At 61.3% G+C, this 16459-nt stretch carries 17 protein-coding genes; 8 read left to right on the top strand and 9 right to left on the bottom strand.

Features of this window, described 5'->3' with window-relative positions:
* The first annotated feature begins 83 nt into the window (after positions 1-83).
* A complete protein-coding gene (locus tag FHT97_RS03110; RefSeq protein ID WP_183859843.1) occupies positions 84-473 on the top strand; it encodes a hypothetical protein in 390 nt (129 codons plus the stop codon).
* 18 nt (positions 474-491) lie between these two features.
* Here FHT97_RS03110 and FHT97_RS03115 read toward each other — a convergent pair whose 3' ends face one another.
* Positions 492-737: a hypothetical protein gene (locus FHT97_RS03115; protein WP_183859844.1), complete on the bottom strand. Its 246-nt coding sequence runs from the start codon at positions 735-737 to the stop codon at positions 492-494.
* 195 nt (positions 738-932) lie between these two features.
* Here FHT97_RS03115 and FHT97_RS03120 point away from each other — a divergent pair, with 195 nt between their 5' ends.
* The gene (locus tag FHT97_RS03120) at positions 933-1214 is read left to right on the top strand and encodes a hypothetical protein (RefSeq protein WP_183859846.1); all 282 of its coding nucleotides are present in this window, start codon (positions 933-935) and stop codon (positions 1212-1214) included.
* Here FHT97_RS03120 and ppdK read toward each other — a convergent pair.
* The 4 genes from ppdK to FHT97_RS03140 form a co-directional block, all read right to left on the bottom strand.
* Complete coding sequence (gene ppdK / locus FHT97_RS03125; RefSeq protein WP_183859848.1) at positions 1141-3864, bottom strand: pyruvate, phosphate dikinase; 2724 nt, start codon at positions 3862-3864, stop codon at positions 1141-1143. The genes FHT97_RS03120 and ppdK overlap by 74 nt on opposite strands.
* Before the next feature lie 398 nt (positions 3865-4262).
* The gene (locus FHT97_RS03130; RefSeq protein WP_183859850.1) at positions 4263-7724 is read right to left on the bottom strand and encodes a chromosome segregation SMC family protein; all 3462 of its coding nucleotides are present in this window, start codon (positions 7722-7724) and stop codon (positions 4263-4265) included.
* Between the two features lie 78 nt (positions 7725-7802).
* Positions 7803-8495, bottom strand: a complete 693-nt coding sequence (locus tag FHT97_RS03135) for a DsbA family protein (protein ID WP_183859852.1) — start codon at positions 8493-8495, stop codon at positions 7803-7805.
* A gap of 159 nt (positions 8496-8654) precedes the next feature.
* Positions 8655-9143, bottom strand: coding sequence for a DUF721 domain-containing protein (locus FHT97_RS03140; protein ID WP_016553043.1), 489 nt, complete (start codon positions 9141-9143; stop codon positions 8655-8657).
* A gap of 97 nt (positions 9144-9240) precedes the next feature.
* Between FHT97_RS03140 and mutY the strand changes: the two genes are divergently transcribed.
* From mutY to FHT97_RS03155, 3 genes are read left to right on the top strand one after another with little or no spacing between them, the layout of a single operon-like run.
* Entirely contained in the window at positions 9241-10332 is a 1092-nt protein-coding gene (mutY, locus tag FHT97_RS03145; RefSeq protein WP_183860735.1) for an A/G-specific adenine glycosylase, read from the top strand.
* Between the two features lie 3 nt (positions 10333-10335).
* Complete coding sequence (locus FHT97_RS03150) at positions 10336-10944, top strand: HAD family phosphatase (RefSeq protein WP_183859854.1); 609 nt, start codon at positions 10336-10338, stop codon at positions 10942-10944.
* A gap of 2 nt (positions 10945-10946) precedes the next feature.
* Positions 10947-11312, top strand: a complete 366-nt coding sequence (locus FHT97_RS03155; RefSeq protein WP_183859856.1) for a nuclear transport factor 2 family protein — start codon at positions 10947-10949, stop codon at positions 11310-11312.
* Here FHT97_RS03155 and FHT97_RS03160 read toward each other — a convergent pair.
* The 4 genes from FHT97_RS03160 to FHT97_RS03175 form a co-directional block, all read right to left on the bottom strand.
* Entirely contained in the window at positions 11297-11767 is a 471-nt protein-coding gene (locus tag FHT97_RS03160) for a DUF6790 family protein (protein ID WP_183859858.1), read from the bottom strand. The two genes, FHT97_RS03155 and FHT97_RS03160, sit on opposite strands and share 16 nt — an antisense overlap.
* A 176-nt stretch (positions 11768-11943) precedes the next feature.
* Positions 11944-13074, bottom strand: coding sequence for a site-specific DNA-methyltransferase (locus FHT97_RS03165; RefSeq protein WP_183859860.1), 1131 nt, complete (start codon positions 13072-13074; stop codon positions 11944-11946).
* A 163-nt stretch (positions 13075-13237) separates the two neighbouring features.
* Positions 13238-13591, bottom strand: coding sequence for an antibiotic biosynthesis monooxygenase (locus FHT97_RS03170; protein WP_112656607.1), 354 nt, complete (start codon positions 13589-13591; stop codon positions 13238-13240).
* Positions 13588-13917: an NIPSNAP family protein gene (locus FHT97_RS03175; RefSeq protein WP_183752211.1), complete on the bottom strand. Its 330-nt coding sequence runs from the start codon at positions 13915-13917 to the stop codon at positions 13588-13590. The genes FHT97_RS03170 and FHT97_RS03175 overlap by 4 nt, the downstream gene beginning before the upstream one ends.
* 72 nt (positions 13918-13989) lie before the next feature.
* Between FHT97_RS03175 and FHT97_RS03180 the strand changes: the two genes are divergently transcribed.
* The 3 genes from FHT97_RS03180 (at position 13990) to FHT97_RS03190 (ending at position 16435) form a co-directional block, all read left to right on the top strand.
* Complete coding sequence (locus FHT97_RS03180) at positions 13990-14676, top strand: helix-turn-helix transcriptional regulator (protein ID WP_183859862.1); 687 nt, start codon at positions 13990-13992, stop codon at positions 14674-14676.
* 122 nt (positions 14677-14798) lie between these two features.
* Positions 14799-15488 (top strand): HAD family hydrolase, encoded by a 690-nt coding sequence (locus FHT97_RS03185; RefSeq protein WP_183752215.1) that lies wholly within the window; start codon positions 14799-14801, stop codon positions 15486-15488.
* Between the two features lie 77 nt (positions 15489-15565).
* Complete coding sequence (locus FHT97_RS03190; protein ID WP_183859864.1) at positions 15566-16435, top strand: MBL fold metallo-hydrolase; 870 nt, start codon at positions 15566-15568, stop codon at positions 16433-16435.
* The last annotated feature ends 24 nt before the right edge of the window (positions 16436-16459 follow it).

Consider the following 16459-nt stretch of genomic DNA (forward strand, 5'->3'; position numbering starts at 1 on the left):
AATGGCGTGCGTGAGCATTTTCTGATATTCGTTGATTTGCAGTTGTGTGGTTCGCGCTGCAACCGACCAACAGGAGAAGGGCAATGATTGCACCGGAGCTCGCATCGGGAACCCAGGCGCCGACGCTGGGGGCGACAACCGATCATGCAGATCCGCTTCTGCCGATAGAGCTTCTGGAACTGGAATTGTCCCTCGATGGATATGACGGCAAATCCGACTTCTGCGAGACGGTGCGCGTGGCTTCGGCCAAGGCCGGCGGCGAATTCCTTTTCGACCTTCCCGCCGAGGGATTGATGGACGACTGCAAACGGATCGCCGTGCTCCGCATCCCCTCCTCCAACGAGAAGATGCGTGTCGTTCTCGCTGTACTCGATCACAGCGGCACCGAAATCCGGATGGAAGCACCGGACCCCGCGACAGCCCACCTCGTCCGATTCGCCGATGCCTTCATCAAGGTCCTCGAACGGTTCTGACCTCGAGCTCTTTCAGGGCTAATCGCGCGCCGCGGCTGCCTCGGCCACACTGCGAAACGGGAATTTGCGGCCGCATTCGCATATGATCATGCAGGTTTCCTGATGATTGGAGGGGCGCTGGATGAAGAAGCCGCGCGGCAAGTGGTCGACGCTGAAACCCGGATGCTTGCGCTTCGGATCATCGATTTCGGAGGCTTCGGCAAAACCCGTATTGCCGCATTGCGGGCAGGTCAGTTTCTTCGAGAATCGATCGCGCAGTGCCATGCTTGCCTTCCAGTATCGTGCAAGCCGCCTTCTTACAGGCGATCCCGGGCGGGCGAAAGCCGTTCGCGCGCCCGGATCGGTCGACACGCAGCGATCGCAGAACCGGCTCGTAACCCTAAGCCATTCTTTTAGTTGACTGTAACCCGTGATTGGCGTCATCTCATTGCGGGAAATTTTCGTTGCAAAGAAACACCGATGCGTATCCTCGCTTTATCCCTCGCGCTCATCGCAGCCGCCGCAAGCCTGTCAGCGTGCCAGTCGCTGTCGCCTGAGCAGCAGCGCGCCGCTGACGAAGACCAGTGCCTACGCTATGGCTTCAAACCTAGGACCAACGGTTTTGCCGCCTGCCTGCAGCGCATCGATCTCTACCGCCGCGCGCAGTATCGCTATGATAGCGACAGGCTCATGATGGGGATGGCGTTCGAGCTGGACCCGTCCTACTACGGGCGCCCATACTGGCGGCAGTATCGCTACTAATGACGGCCTGCGCGGCGGCGAGGCGGGCGATCGGCACGCGGAAGGGTGAACAGGACACGTAGTCCAATCCGATTTCCTCGCAGAAATGGATGGATGCGGGATCGCCGCCGTGTTCGCCGCAGATTCCAAGCTTCATATCGTTACGCGTACGTCGACCGCGTTCTGCGGCGATGCGGATCAACTCGCCGACACCATCGAAGTCCAGTGAAATGAAGGGATCGTGCTCGATGATCCCCTTGCGCTGATAGGTCGGTATGAAAGCGGACGCATCGTCGCGCGAGATGCCGAAGGTCGTCTGCGTCAAGTCGTTGGTACCGAAAGAGAAGAACTCCGCCGCTTCCGCAATAATATGGGCCCTGAGGGCTGCGCGCGGCAGCTCGATCATCGTGCCGACCAGATAGTCGATCCGCATGCCGGCCTCCGCCATAACGTCGCCGGCAATGGCGTCGATGCGCTCCTTGACGTAATCCAGTTCCGCGCGCAACCCGACGAGCGGCACCATGATCTCAGGCACGACGGCAGCGCCGGTTTCATGGGCCGCCGCGACCGCCGCCTCGAAAATCGCGCGTGCCTGCATCTCGACGATCTCGGGATAGGAAATCGCCAGCCGGCAGCCACGATGCCCGAGCATCGGATTGAATTCGTGTAGGGCATCAACGCGCTGACGCAGCAACGCCGGATCCATGCCCATGGCGGCGGCAACGTCGGCGATCTCCTCGTCCGTCTTCGGCAGGAACTCGTGCAGCGGCGGGTCGAGCAGACGAATCGTCACCGGCAGCCCATGCATGACATTGAAGAGGCTGGTGAAATCGTGCCGTTGCACCGGCAACAAGCTGTCCAACGCGGTGCGCCGGCCGGTTTCATCCTCCGCCAGGATCATCTCGCGCATTAGCTGAATGCGATCGCCCTCGAAGAACATGTGCTCGGTGCGGCAAAGGCCGATGCCTTCAGCGCCGAAGGAACGAGCCGCGCGCGCATCCGCCGGCGTATCGGCGTTAGTGCGCACCGTCATCCGCCGTGCCCGGTCGGCCCATTGCATGATGCGCCCGAAATCGCCCGAAAGCTCCGGCTGGATCATTTGCACGTCGCCCTTCAGCACCTGTCCCGCCGAGCCGTCGATGGTGATGACGTCGCCCTTCTTCAGTGTGACGCCGACGCCGATCAGCCGCTCGTTGCGTACGTCGATCCGCATGCTCCCGGCGCCTACCACGCAGGGGATGCCCATGCCGCGGGCGACAACGGCGGCATGGCTGGTCATGCCGCCACGTGTCGTCAGAATGCCCTCGGCCGCGTGCATCCCGTGAATGTCTTCCGGGCTTGTCTCGACGCGCAGCAGGATGACTTTGCGCCCCTCCTCCGAGGCTATGACCGCCTCTTCGGCCGTAAACACGATCTCGCCGGTCGCGGCACCCGGCGATGCCGGAAGGCCAGTGCCGATGATCTCGCGCGACACACGCGGGTCGATCGTCGGATGCAGAAGCTGGTCCAGTGATGAGGGTTCTATGCGAAGTACCGCTTCCTCTTCGGTAATTACTTTCTCATCGACCATGTCGACGGCGATTTTCATCGCCGCGCGCGTCGAACGCTTGCCTGAGCGGGTCTGCAGCATCCACAGCTTTCCGCGCTCGATGGTGAATTCGATGTCCTGCATGTCGCGATAGTGCGCCTCGAGTTCGGCGCAGATGCGCGACAACTCTTTGAAGGCATCAGGCATCAACTTTTCCATCGACGGTCGTTCGGAACCGGAGCTGATACGACCCTCCTCGGTGATGCTCTGCGGCGTGCGGATACCGGCGACGACGTCCTCGCCCTGTGCATTGACGAGAAATTCGCCGTAGAGCGACTTGTCACCCGTGGACGGATTGCGCGTGAAGGCGACGCCGGTCGCAGACGAATTGCCGTGGTTGCCGAAGACCATCGCCTGGATATTGACGGCCGTTCCCCAGACTTCAGGAATATTGTGAAGCTGGCGATAGGTGACGGCGCGGGCGCTCATCCAGCTCGAGAAAACGGCGCCGACAGCGCCCCATAGCTGCACTTCCGGATCCTGGGGAAACTCCTCGCCCAGTTCCTCCTCGATAATGCCCTTGTAGAGCGAGACCACATGCTGCCATTCGCTGGCGGTCAGTTCCGTGTCGAATTCATAGCCGAGCCTGGCCTTCTCATCCTCGAGGATTTCCTCGAACACTTCATGGTCCAGGCGCATGACGACGTCGGCATACATCTGGATGAAGCGGCGGTAGCTGTCCCAGGCGAAACGGGCGTCGCCGGCATCGTGGCCGAGCGCCTGCACGGTTTCATCGTTGAGGCCGAGATTGAGGACAGTGTCCATCATTCCCGGCATCGAAACACGCGCACCAGAGCGCACCGACAGCAGCAGCGGTCGATCACCCGCGCCAAACCGCCGGCCGGTCGCTTCCTCGATGCGTTCGATGCCGGTCCGGACCTGCGCTTTCAGATCCTCGGCAACCTGTCGCCCGTTCTTGTAGTAGGCGGAACAAGCGTCAGCGATGATCGTCAGACCCGGAGGAACGGGAAGGCCAAGATTGCACATCTCCGCGAGGTTTGCGCCTTTGCCGCCCAAACGCTCAACGTCGAGGGCACTGCCCTCTGCTTGACCGTTGCCAAATGTATAGACCCACTTGGTCATATTCCCCCCAACACCATATCCGGATCAACTTAATCCGTTGGTGTTGAAATGAAAATCGACAAATGCGGCCGAAATGTTGCGTCGCACAACAACTGCGGCAGACTGAAGCGATTGAAGGGAGAAAAAGCTTTGCGGGACTGCAACAAAGTCCCGCAAAGCCTTCTGTCCGTCCAGCCAGGAAAAACCGGACGGGGGGTCTCGTCCATGCGGACAGTCAGAGCGCCAAAGGCCTGCTCCGATCGCGTCGCACAGAAAACTCTGCAGCCGATACCGCTTCGCGGCAATTCGGCAGCGACATGAAGCAATCTCTAATACAAGATCAGTAGAAAAACATCACCCAACGGTGAAGATGTGCCAATTCGGCTCGACTTTTTTTGGGCTTTTTGTCAGCGGCTTGTTTAGGCGATCTCACGCAGTTGTTCAGCCGTCTGCAGATCGACCGACACGAGCTGCGATACGCCCTGCTCCGCCATCGTCACGCCGAACAGCCTGTTCATGCGCGCCATGGTGATCGGATTGTGGGTGATGATGACGAAACGCGTTTCGGTGGAGGCGGCCATTTCGTCCATCAGGTTGCAATAGCGCTCGACATTGTGGTCGTCGAGCGGGGCGTCCACTTCGTCCAGCACGCAGATCGGCGCCGGATTGGTCAGGAAGACGGCAAAGATCAGTGCCATTGCCGTCAGCGCCTGCTCCCCGCCCGAAAGGAGCGTCATCGTCTGCGGCTTCTTGCCGGGCGGGCGGGCGAGAATTTCCAGGCCGGCTTCGAGCGGATCATCGGACTCGATCAGTTGCAGTTCGGCCGTGCCTCCACCGAAAAGATGGGTGAAGAGACGCTGGAACTGGCCGTTGACAACGTCGAAGGCGGCGAGCAGGCGCTCGCGACCCTCGCGATTGAGGCTCTGGATCGCGCCACGCAACTTGCGAATCGCATCGATCACGTCGTCGCGTTCCTTGATCAGCGCCGCGAGCTTGCCGCTCAATTCCTTCTGCTCTTCCTCGGCACGGAGGTTGACCGCGCCAAGGCGCTCGCGCTCCATCTTCAGGCGTTCGAGTTCGCGCTCGACCTCGCGAAGGTCGGGTGCCGCTTGCAGCGACTCTAGTCCGGCAAGTCGAAGGGCCTCGTGTGGCGCGACATTCAGTGCCTCGCGAATTCGCGCCTCGGTTTCCTGCCGCTTTTCCCGCGCCGAGACCAGCCGCTCTTCGGCGCGGCCGCGGCGCTCGCGGCTTTCGGCGAGTTCGGATAGCGCCGTCGCGGCCTTGTGGTCGGCGTCACGCTGCACGACCTCCGCTTCAGCAAGCGCATCGGCCGCATGGCGACGCGCTTCCTCGGCCTTCTGGAGTTCGGTCAACAGCGCACGGCGCTTGTCGTCGAACTCATCGGGCGCCATTTCGAGCTCGGCCGCTTCCTCCCGCGCTTCCTCCTCGCGATCGCGAAGGGTTGCGATATGGTCCTCGGCGCTGGCAGCACGCTGGCGCCAGGTCACGCGCTCCTGCCCAATGGCAATGATGCGGCGTTGGCGGGCTTCGTTTTCGCGGTTCAGGCTTTCATGGCGCGCCCGTGCTTCGGCGAGTGCGCCACGATCGGTCCCGACTTCTGCCTGCTGCGCTCGAAGCCGTTCGTCGATCGCCGTCAGATCAGGTGCATCTTCCAGCTCGATCCTGACGTTTTCTTCCTGAATCGAGAGATCCTCGAGCTGGATCTGAAGCTGGCTGACGGCTTCTGCAATGACATCGCGACGTCGAATGAGATCGCCAGAGGCCCGCTCGGCTGCTGCCAGCGCTTCGCGCGCCTCAGCGAGTTGCCGCGCCGAGATCCGGCTCTTCTCGCGAGCCTCCGCCAGGCGCTGCTCCTGAAGGCGAATGGCATCAGCGGCACCCGCCAGCCGTTCCTCTGCTTCATCAAGCATGTCGCGGGCAAGTGCCGTTTCGCTTTCGAGTTCGGCGAGCCGGTTCTTCTGCGCCAGCCGGAGTGCAGCCGCACTCGGCGCATCCGCACCGGTGACATGGCCGTCCCAGCGATAGACGGCGCCCTCTCTGGTCACCAAACGCTGGCCAGGCTTTAGATCCTTCATCAGCGCCGCAGCATCCGAACCGGAGACCAGGCCGATCTGCTTCAGGCGGCGCATCAGTACCGCCGGCGCACGAACATGGTTGGTCAGCGGCGTCGCCCCTGATGGCAATGCCGGATCCGCAGCGCCGTCACCATTGCCGGACCAATGAACCGGCGCCTTGGGATCAAGCGGCGATTCGATGTCGTCGCCAAGCGCCGCACCGAGCGCCGTTTCGAAGCCGCGATCGACGCGAAGCTCATCGGCAACCGGCGCAAATTCGCCTGCGGCGGCGCCGGCCGCCAGCATACGCGAAATCGTCCGGGCTTCCGTTTCGATGGCATTCAGCTTTGCGCGTGCCTCATCGACCGGCGATCGGGAAAGAGCCTCGGTCTGGCGAGCAGCGGCCAAGGCCTGCTCGACGCCCTGGATCGCGGCCTCCACCTCGGCAAGCGCCTGCTCGCCCGCCTCGACCACGGCCCGCTTCTCGTCCGGATCGGGCAGGCCGGAAATCTTCTCGCCGATGGCCGACAGCTCGCGGTTGGCCTCGTCCATCTGCCGTTCAAGACGCATCTTGCGATCGGCCAGATCGCGAATGGCACGCTCGAGCTGGTTGCGCCCGGCAGCGGCCTCGGCGCGCTCGGCGGTCAGGCTCGCGAAGACGCGCTCGCTGTCTGCGAGCTTGGCCGAAGCCTCTTCGAAGGCCTCGCGGGTTTCCTCGGCAAAACGGTCGGAATCGGCAAGGATCTCGGTTATCTCGCCCTCTTCGGCGTCCAGCCGCGCCAGGATCTCGGCGTTGTCGGCAACCAGCCGCTCCTCGCGGCGGATGTCCTCGCCGAGCTGCGCAAGGCGGCGGGTCAGTTCGTCGCGGCGGCGCAGGATGCGATTGGCGTCCTCCTCCAACTGCGTCTTGGCGATCTGCAGGCGCTGCAATGCGGCGGCGGCGCGCGCTTCGCCATCGCGCAACTCAGGCAGCTTGAGGCTTGCAATGCCCTGAACCTTGGCGGCCTCCATCTGCATCTGCGCCTTTTCGGCGACGACGACGGTGGCCTGATTGAGCGCGCTGTCGGCATCGGCTTCCGCCTCCTTGGCCTGCACCCAGCGGATATGCAGGAGCAGCGCCTCGCGGGCGCGGATATCCGCCGACAGTGACTTGAAGCGGCTTGCCTGACGGGCCTGACGCTTCAGGCTCTCGATCTGGCTCTCGAGTTGAGAGGTTACGTCGTCAAGGCGTTCGAGATTGCTTTCGGCAGCACGCAGGCGAAGCTCGGCTTCGTGGCGGCGCGAATGCAGGCCTGATATGCCGGCTGCCTCTTCGAGCAATTGGCGGCGGGCCTGCGGCTTGGCCGAAATCAACTCGCCGATCCGCCCCTGCCCGACCATGGACGGCGAACGGGCACCGGTGGAGGCGTCGGCAAAGAGAAGCTGCACGTCCTTGGCACGGCTTTCCTTGCCGTTGATGCGATAGATCGATCCCTGCTCACGCTCGATGCGGCGCGTAACCTGGATCTCGTCGCTGTCGTTGAAGGCGGCAGGCGCGGTGCGCGCGGCATTGTCGAGATAAAGCGCGACTTCGGCGGTGTTGCGAGCGGGACGGTTGCCGGAGCCGGAGAAGATGACGTCGTCCATGCCGGACGCCCGCATGTTCTTGTACGAGTTTTCACCCATCACCCAGCGAAGTGCTTCGACGAGGTTCGACTTGCCGCAGCCGTTCGGGCCGACGACACCGGTCAAGCCGCGCTCGATGATGAATTCGGTGGGTTCGACGAAGGACTTGAAGCCGACGACACGAAGCTTGTTGAACTTCATGCCGTATCCCCGCGCCTGATATAGCAAAAGACGGGCGCACGGCTTCGGCCGTCGCCCGTCGATCGGATACGGTTCAGATTAGAGCAGGCTGTCGATAAGGGCCGACATGGTGTCAACCGTCATGTCTCCAGAATAGCGCTTGCCGTTGATGAGGAACGTCGGCGTGGCATTGACGCCAAACTCCTTGGAACCCCTTTCCCGCGTTGCGTTCACTTGATCCAGCAGCTTCTGGTTCGTCAAGCACTTCGTGAAGCTATCCTCAGTAAATCCAGCAAGTTTGGACATCTGAAGCAGTGCACCGCGGCCATCATCTGCAGCCGCCCAGGTCTGCTGCTGCTTGAACAGCATGGCAACCATCGGGAAATACTGTTCGGCCGTGCTCAATTCTTCCGGCTTGGAAGGATTGCAGCGCGCCAGCATGAAGGCGGCAGCCGCACGCGGATCGAACGGGAATTCGCGGATGATGAAACGCACCTTGCCGGTATCGACGTACTTCTTCTTGATTTCGTCGAAGGTCGTCGTGTGGAAGTGGGCGCAGTGCGGGCAGGTCATCGACATATATTCGACGATCGTGACCGGGGCGTCTTCCTTGCCGAGCGCCATTTCCGGCAGTTCGCCTGGCTTCAGCACGGCAGCCATGTCGACGTCGCCATCGGGCTTAGGCACTTCGACAGCGGCCTGTGCGGTGCTGAAAACCGCAAGCGTCGCAGTCGCGGCAGCCACGCCGCCCAGAAGCTGGCGTTTCGTCAGTTGCATTTCGGAAATCGGCATGAAGTTCCCCATAAATGAGAGTAGTGGCTGACAGTGCGATATAACGGCTCGATGCCCCGAACAAGGCACGCTTCGCCAACTTTCTTCAAAGAATTGTGACCTTGGTTGGACCGCCAGATTAAATTGCGGACAGAATTGCAGGAGCAATACTTGGAAGCGCTAGCGCCCGCGCTTTCCCAACACGGCCGTTCCAAGACGCTTTACCGCTTCGCGCAGCTTGTCGCCTTCGATCCCTTCCATCATCTCGTCCAGTTTTGCGGCTGCCGCACCCTTTAGCGGCGGTGGCGTACGGGAGCGCTTGATCGCTTGATAGACAGGTTTCTGGACGATGCGGATCTGGTGAACGGCGGCGAAGCCGAAGAAGCTGTTGACCCGCTGGATCAGTTCGCCCTGCGCATGCGTCAGAAACAGGGCGCGAGCGCCCTCGCAGGCGATGGTGAGCACGCCGGGGCGGAAACCGCCGTCATCGTTACCCCTCGCCCAGGCGATCTTTTCCGGCCGCGTGCAATCGGCGAACTCCTCGCCGGCGATCTCGTCCCACGAGCCGAGCAGCGCGGTGTTGATGCCGGCGCGCTTTGCGAGCACCGGATCGATCAACCCATTGGTCAATTCGGAGATCTGCTTTTCACCTTTGCGTGGATAACTCATTGAAACCTTCAGATCGCGCTGCGTTCGGGCACCACTGCCTTGATCGCGCGGCATTGCTTCGCCAAGTATAGGGCACTTCCCCTCACGACGGCAAATGATGACATCGACGACACTGGACGCGCCCGCCGCCAAGCCCCTTCTCGACTGGTATGACCGGCACCATCGAGACCTGCCATGGCGCATCTCGCCGCCGATGGCGGCGCGCGGCATCAAGGCCGATCCCTACCATGTCTGGCTCTCCGAGGTGATGCTGCAGCAAACCACGGTGCCGGCGGTGAAGCCCTACTTCGCCAATTTCCTGGCGCGCTGGCCGACCGTGCGCGACCTTGCCGATGCTCCCAGCGAAGACGTCATGGCTGCCTGGGCAGGGCTTGGCTACTACGCGCGCGCCCGCAACCTGAAGAAATGCGCCGAGGCAGTAACGCGCGACCACGGCGGCATCTTTCCTGACAGCGAGGACGGACTGAAATCGCTTCCCGGCATCGGCGACTATACGGCTGCAGCGGTGGCGGCGATCGCCTTCAACCGGCAGGCGGCCGTGATGGACGGCAACGTCGAACGGGTGATCTCGCGGCTCTACGCCATCGCCACGCCTCTGCCCGCAGCCAAACCTGACATGAAGCAGAAGGTGGCTCTTCTCACCCCAAATGATCGGCCGGGCGACTTCGCGCAGGCGATGATGGATCTCGGCGCGACGATCTGCACGCCGAAGCGACCGGCCTGTTCGCTCTGTCCCTTCAGGGGATCCTGCGAGGCGCTGCGCCTGCACGATCCCGAACAGTTTCCAGTCAAGGCAGCCAAGAAGGAAAAGCCGATCCGCCAGGGCGCGGCCTTTATCGCGGTCACGGGGGATGGCGAAATTCTGCTGCGGCGTCGCATCGAGAGCGGCCTTCTTGGCGGCATGACCGAGGTGCCGACGACCCACTGGACGGCGCGGCAGGACGGCGAGACATCGGCTGACGCGGCACCGTTTCCGGCGGCGTGGGAGCCTTGCGGGACCGTGACCCACGTCTTCACCCATTTCGAGCTCAGGCTTTCCATCTACCGCGTCGCGATCCCTTCGCGAATTCAAACGGATAACGGTTGGTGGGAGCCGGTTACAAATCTTGACTCGCAGGCGCTGCCGACCGTCATGAAAAAAGCAATCACCGCGGCTATTCCGCTCGCGTTCAAACATGCCAAGGATTAATCGATGGCCATCGAGCATATTGTTTTCGACATTGGAAAAGTACTCATCCATTACGATCCGAGTATCCCGTTCAGCCGCCTCATCCCCGACGAGACTGAACGCAAGTGGTTTTTCGACAATGTCTGCACCCACGACTGGAACGTCGAGCAGGACCGTGGCCGCACCTGGACCGATGCCGAAGCCTTGCTGATCGAGGTTCATCCGGACCGCGAGGAGCACATCCGCGCCTTCCGCAAGCACTGGCACGAAATGGTCTCGCACGCCTACGATGACAGCGTCGCCATCATGGAAGGCCTGATTGACGATGGCCAGGACGTGACGATGCTGACGAACTTCGCGTCCGACACCTTCCGCGAGGCGCAAGTCCGCTTCCCGTTCCTGACCAAGCCGCGCGGGGTAACGGTCTCCGGCGACGTCGGTCTCATCAAGCCCGATATTGCGATCTACGAAACACACGCCAAGAGCTTCGGCCTCAATCCGGCGGCGACGATCTTCATTGACGACTCCGCCCCCAACGTCGCAGGCGCGAAAGCGGCCGGCTGGGATGCGGTTCTCTTCACCGGCGCCGACAAGCTGCGCGCCGATCTTACAGCGCGCGGCGTGAGGCTCTGACAATGGCATTCGATCCGGTTGAGGAAATCAAACGCTTCCATGGCGCGATCAACGCGCTCGATTTCGATATGATCGAGGACTATTTCGCGGATGACGCGACCTATGCCTCGAATGGCGTGGGCAGCTTGTCCGGGCGAGCCGAGATCATGGTCGCCTTCCGCAAGTATTTTGACGACTACCCAGACCAGACAGCAATCAACACGCTGGTCGAGAAGGTCAGCCCCTATGCCGGTCGTGCCGTTTGGTCGGTTCGCGCGACGCACAGCAAGACGGGCAAGCCCTTAGTGCGGGAAGGCGAAGAGACGATCACCTTCAACGAAGACGGTCGCGTCACCCACGTCGAAGTGACGGACTACCGAGCATTCTGAAAGAACGTCGCCGAGAGATAAAAGGCGAGCACGAAAAAGAGCCACAGGTCGGAAACCATCGCGATGGTTCTCGACCTGTTTCTTGCTCGCTCCAGCAGATGCTTGAGACCGGCAAGACCGAAGAACAGGGAACCGATGATCGCGGCAGGGACGATCCACTGCGGCGCGAAAAGGCTGAGCACGCCAAGCATACCGATTGACAGGTTGCCGAAGCCGATCTCCTGCACCAACGACTGGGCCTTATGATCGGTCACACCAAAGATCGTTTCCGCCGTGAACGCCGGATTGATGATCTGTTTCAGACTGGCCATAAGCAATCGCAAGCCGACGCCCCAAAAGACGAACCATTTTCCGATAAGGAAGACGAGATTGGCATCCGCATTCCAATGCACTTCGGCGACAACCGAGCCCAACGGCAAAACAAGCATCAGCAACAATATGACCGCAAGATACATGGCATTCCTTGCCTGTTTCGGATCATCAGCAGCCGATACATGACACGGAATTGCACGGCCGCGCGAGCCAAAATGAAGAGCGCCCGGGGTGTTGATCCCCGGGCGCCAGGCCTTCTTCCGTAACTGGAGGTACAAAACACCGGAAGAAGGAAGTCTCGATCAGGTCGAGGCGCGCGTCATTCCGCCTTTGCCAGATCACTGCGGATCACGGACCGCAATTCGTCGATCGGGCGCAGGGACTGCCCGTCGTCGAAATGCCAGAATGTCCATCCGTTGCATGCATCAAGGCCCTGGACCTTTGCCCCAAGGCGATGAATGGAACCGGCCTCGCCACCGGAAGCCACCGTGCCGTCGGCGCGAACGATCGCGCTGTAGCGGCGGCGGGCATCGGTAAGCACCTGGCCGGGCTTGATCAGACCGCTTTCGACCAGCACGTTGAAAGCCACGCGGACTTCCTGCTTCTTGCCGGTCATGACGGTGAGTTCAGCCTTGCCGAGCGGCTCGACCGCTTCGATGCGAGCGGAGGCCGCATCGATGTAGTCCTGCTCGCGCTCGATGCCGACGAAGTGGCGGCCGAGGCGCTTGGCGACGGCACCCGTCGTGCCGGAGCCGAAGAATGGATCGAGGATGATGTCGCCTGGCTTCGAGGACGCCATGATGACACGGGCAAGCAACGCTTCCGGCTTCTGCGTCGGATGCACCTTCTTGCCGTCGTCGCCCTTCAGGCGTTCGCCGCCGCTGCAGATCGGGAACAGCCAGTCGGACCGCATCTGCACGTCGTCGTTTGCCGCCTTCATGGCATCGTAGTTGAAGGTATAGCCCTTGGCCTTGGCGTTCGGGCTCGCCCAGATCATCGTCTCATGCGCGTTCTGGAAGCGGCGGCCCTTGAAGTTCGGCATCGGGTTGGTCTTGCGCCAGACGATGTCGTTGAGGATCCAGAAATTGAGATCCTGCAGCGTCGCACCAACGCGGAAGATGTTGTGATAGGAGCCGATGACCCAGATCGTGCCGGTCGGCTTCAGAACGCGGCGGCAGGCGAGCAGCCAGGCGCGGGTGAAGGCATCGTAGGCTTCGAAGGAGGCGAACTGATCCCACTCGTCATCGACGGCGTCGACCAGCGACTGGTCGGGGCGATGCAGCGTACCGCCCAACTGCAGATTGTATGGCGGATCGGCGAAAATAACGTCTACGGAGTGGTTCGGCAGGGCTTCAAGGGCAGCAACGCAATCGCCCTTGATGATCGTGTCGATCCAGGAGCCCGGCTTTGCGGAGGCCTTGAGATCGGCAAGCGGAAATACTGACGCCATCTGGAAACTCGCTCATACACAATTACGCTTTTTACTGTCTGTTATGGTTACTCAGTTTGGTTACCAAAGCCTGAAGGGATGAGCGATTTCGGGAAAATAAGTCGCGACAGGCGTCGGCGCCGAAGGAGCGGGGCAGCGGCCGCACGCCCTTCCGGCTGTGTTATTACGCCGCCGCGTCATGCACCTTGCGGCTATCGGCCGGAGCTTCGGCGCGCTCGTTCATGCCGTAGTCGCGAACGATGTGGCCGATGCGCAGCCGATAGTCCGCGAAGACGCCGTTGCGGCCGGCGTGCTGGGCAGCTCGGTGTGCCTCCACGTTTCGCCAAGCCTTGACCGCCTCCTCGTCGCGCCAGAAGGACAGCGACAGCAGCTTGCCGCGATTGGTGAGGCTTTCAAAGCGTTCGATTGAAATGAAGCCGTCGATCTTTTCGAGTTCACCGCGAAGTTCGCCGGCGAGATCGAGATAGGTGTGGCGTTCGCCCATGAAGGGCAGGACTTCGAAGATAACAGCGATCATGGCATCACCAGCTTTGAATGAGGAAGGGAAGCGTTCTTGAGGAAGATACGATCTTCTTTGAGGATGAAACGTTCGCGTTTGGCGAATTCGTAGTTTTGCCTGCCGAGCGGATCGGCGGCAAGGCGGGCGCGATAAGCTTCGTAGGCGGCGAGGTTTTCAATGTTGTAGACGCCGTAAGCCGTCGTCGCCGAGCCCTCATGCGGCGCGAAATAGCCGATCAGGTCCGCACCGTTGCGCGGAATTGCCTGCCCCCAGTTGCGAGCGTATTCGGCGAAGGCGTCCCTCTTGAACGGATCGATTTCATAGCGGATGAAGCAGGTAATCATCGTCGTCTCCTTGTTGTCTGGAAGCGGTTTTCGCACATTGTCTGACGACAATGCTTCGGTTAGGATCGAAGTATGAAGGAAGGACCCGACATAGCCCAGATCGGCGCGCTGATCGGCGATCCAGCGCGCGCCAACATGCTGACGGCGTTGATGGGCGGCAAGGCGCTAACGGCAACGGAGCTTGCCGCCGCCGGCGGCATTACCGTGCAGACAGCGAGCACGCACCTTGCCAAGCTGGAAGCCGGCAATCTGCTCGCCCAGCGCAAGCAGGGCCGCCATCGCTACTTCACGCTGGCGGATGACAGTGTCGGCAAGTTCCTGGAGAGCATCATGGGATTTGCGGCCGGGCGCGGTCATTTGCGCCACAAGCCGGGACCGAAGGAACCGGCCTTGCGCAAGGCGCGCATCTGCTACGATCATCTCGCCGGCGACTACGGCGTACGCATGCTGGACAGCTTGATTGCTCGTGGCGCGATCGATGCATTCGGTGATGGCCTTGCCGTGACGGAAAGCGGCGAAACCGCGCTCAAGAGTATCGGCATCGACGTCCACGCCCTGAGATCGTTGCGTCGTCCACTCTGCCGCTCCTGCCTGGATTGGAGCGAGCGACGGGCCCACCTCGCCGGCAGTCTCGGAAAGGCGCTACTTTCGAATTTCCTCGACAAAGGCTGGGCGCGTCGCACTGCCGAAAGCCGCTCCGTCATCTTCTCACCAGAAGGCGAACGGCAATTTCTTGCCTTGTTTCCTGCCGCCAAATAGCCGCGAAAGCGATCGTAAGATCGAAGCCGCCCGTGGCACGCAATCCAGCCATGCCCTGCTGTCGGTTGAGCTTCGCCGAGGCATCGTGTAAAGGGGCATCATCCCAAATAAGGCGCAAGTATATGGACGGCTTCGACCTCATCATCTTCGACTGCGACGGCGTTCTGGTCGACTCGGAAATTATTGCTGCGGATGTCGAATCCAAGCTTCTGACCGAAGCGGGCTACCCGATCAGCATCGAGGAAATGGGCGAGCGCTTCGCCGGCATGACCTGGCAGAATATCCTGCTGCAGGTCGAGCGCGAGGCCAGCATTCCGATTTCCGCATCGCTGCTCGACAAGTCCGAAAAGCTGCTCGATCTGCGTCTGTCCCAGGATGTGCAGGCAATTGCCGGCGTCGAAGCCGCTCTCTCGCGACTGAAGCTGAAGCGCTGCATCTGCTCGAACTCCAGCAGTGCGCGGCTCGACATGATGCTCGGCAAAGTGGGCCTGAAGCCGCTCTTTGCGCCGCATATCTTCTCAGCCAAGGATCTCGGTGCCGATCGCGTGAAGCCGAAGCCGGATATCTTCCTGCATGGCGCAAAGCAGATGGGCGTTTCCACAGACCGCGTCGTGGTCGTCGAGGACTCCGTCCATGGCGTTCACGCAGCGCGGGCTGCCGGCATGCGCGTCATCGGGTTTACCGGCGCCTCCCATACCTATCCGGCACATGCCGACAGGCTGACCGATGCCGGTGCTGAAACCGTCATTTCCCGGATGAGCGATTTGCCCGGCATCGTTGCCGCGCTCGCCGAATGGGAAGGCGCCCTGTAGAACGCGCGTTCTTGGCGCGACAGAGCGAACCCATTCGGATACCGGAGTGGTAATCGCCGTCTGATGGGGCTGCTCGTATGAACGTTTCCGTGGAATTGTGCTCTCCGCCCGAACTCGACGACCGGATCACCGTTGTCAGGGCCGGAGACGAAGTTGATGGCATCTTCGTCCGCACCAGGAGATTCAACGTCCTGGTCGACACTCTCGGAACGCCCGAGCTGTGCCGGACGGCGCTGGACCTGCTTGGCGAGGACGTGCATGCACGTCCGCTGCTGGTCGTGAACTCGCACATGGACTGGGATCACTTTTGGGGAAACGCCGCGATTGCAGGAAAGGCGCCGATCATTGCCCATGCCGCAACGCTTGAGCGCTTGCGTGATCCGTCCTCACTTCAAGTCCTGAAAGATAAGGTGCGCGAAGATCAGCGATTTCGAAACGTTGAACTCGTAGCGCCAGACATCACCTTCTCAGGCTCTATGACCCTTCACGGTGGCGATCTCACGCTCGAATTGTTTCACACGCCAGGTCATACGCCCGACCATGTCTCGGTGTGGATTCCTGAAATCCGCGTCTGCCTGGCCGTCGACGCGGTCGAGTATCCGATCCCCGAGGCGTGGAGCAGGAGCGCGCATGATCTCCGGCTCCTCTCCTCATCCCTCGAACGAATACGCGACCTTAACGCGAGGTTTGTGATTCCTGCGCACGGCAGAACGCTCTCTCCCGCGACGGTGGACGACAACTTGCAATATTTCAAAGAGTTGGCCCGCCGTGTCGAGAACTTGAGCGAGAGCGACCTGTTGAGTCCCGGGCTCAACAAGGCGGTTGGGTTCCGACTTCAGGATTTCGTCGCCATTCCGGCCGACATGGCGACGGAGGTGGTGGCCTTCTACGAAGGGTTCCACGACACCAATCTCGCCGCGACAATTCAGGCGCGCTTGGACGGCTGAACGACGACACGGCGTTCGTCGTGC

It is taken from the genome of Rhizobium sp. BK399, assembly GCF_014194695.1.
Lineage (GTDB): Bacteria > Pseudomonadota > Alphaproteobacteria > Rhizobiales > Rhizobiaceae > Rhizobium.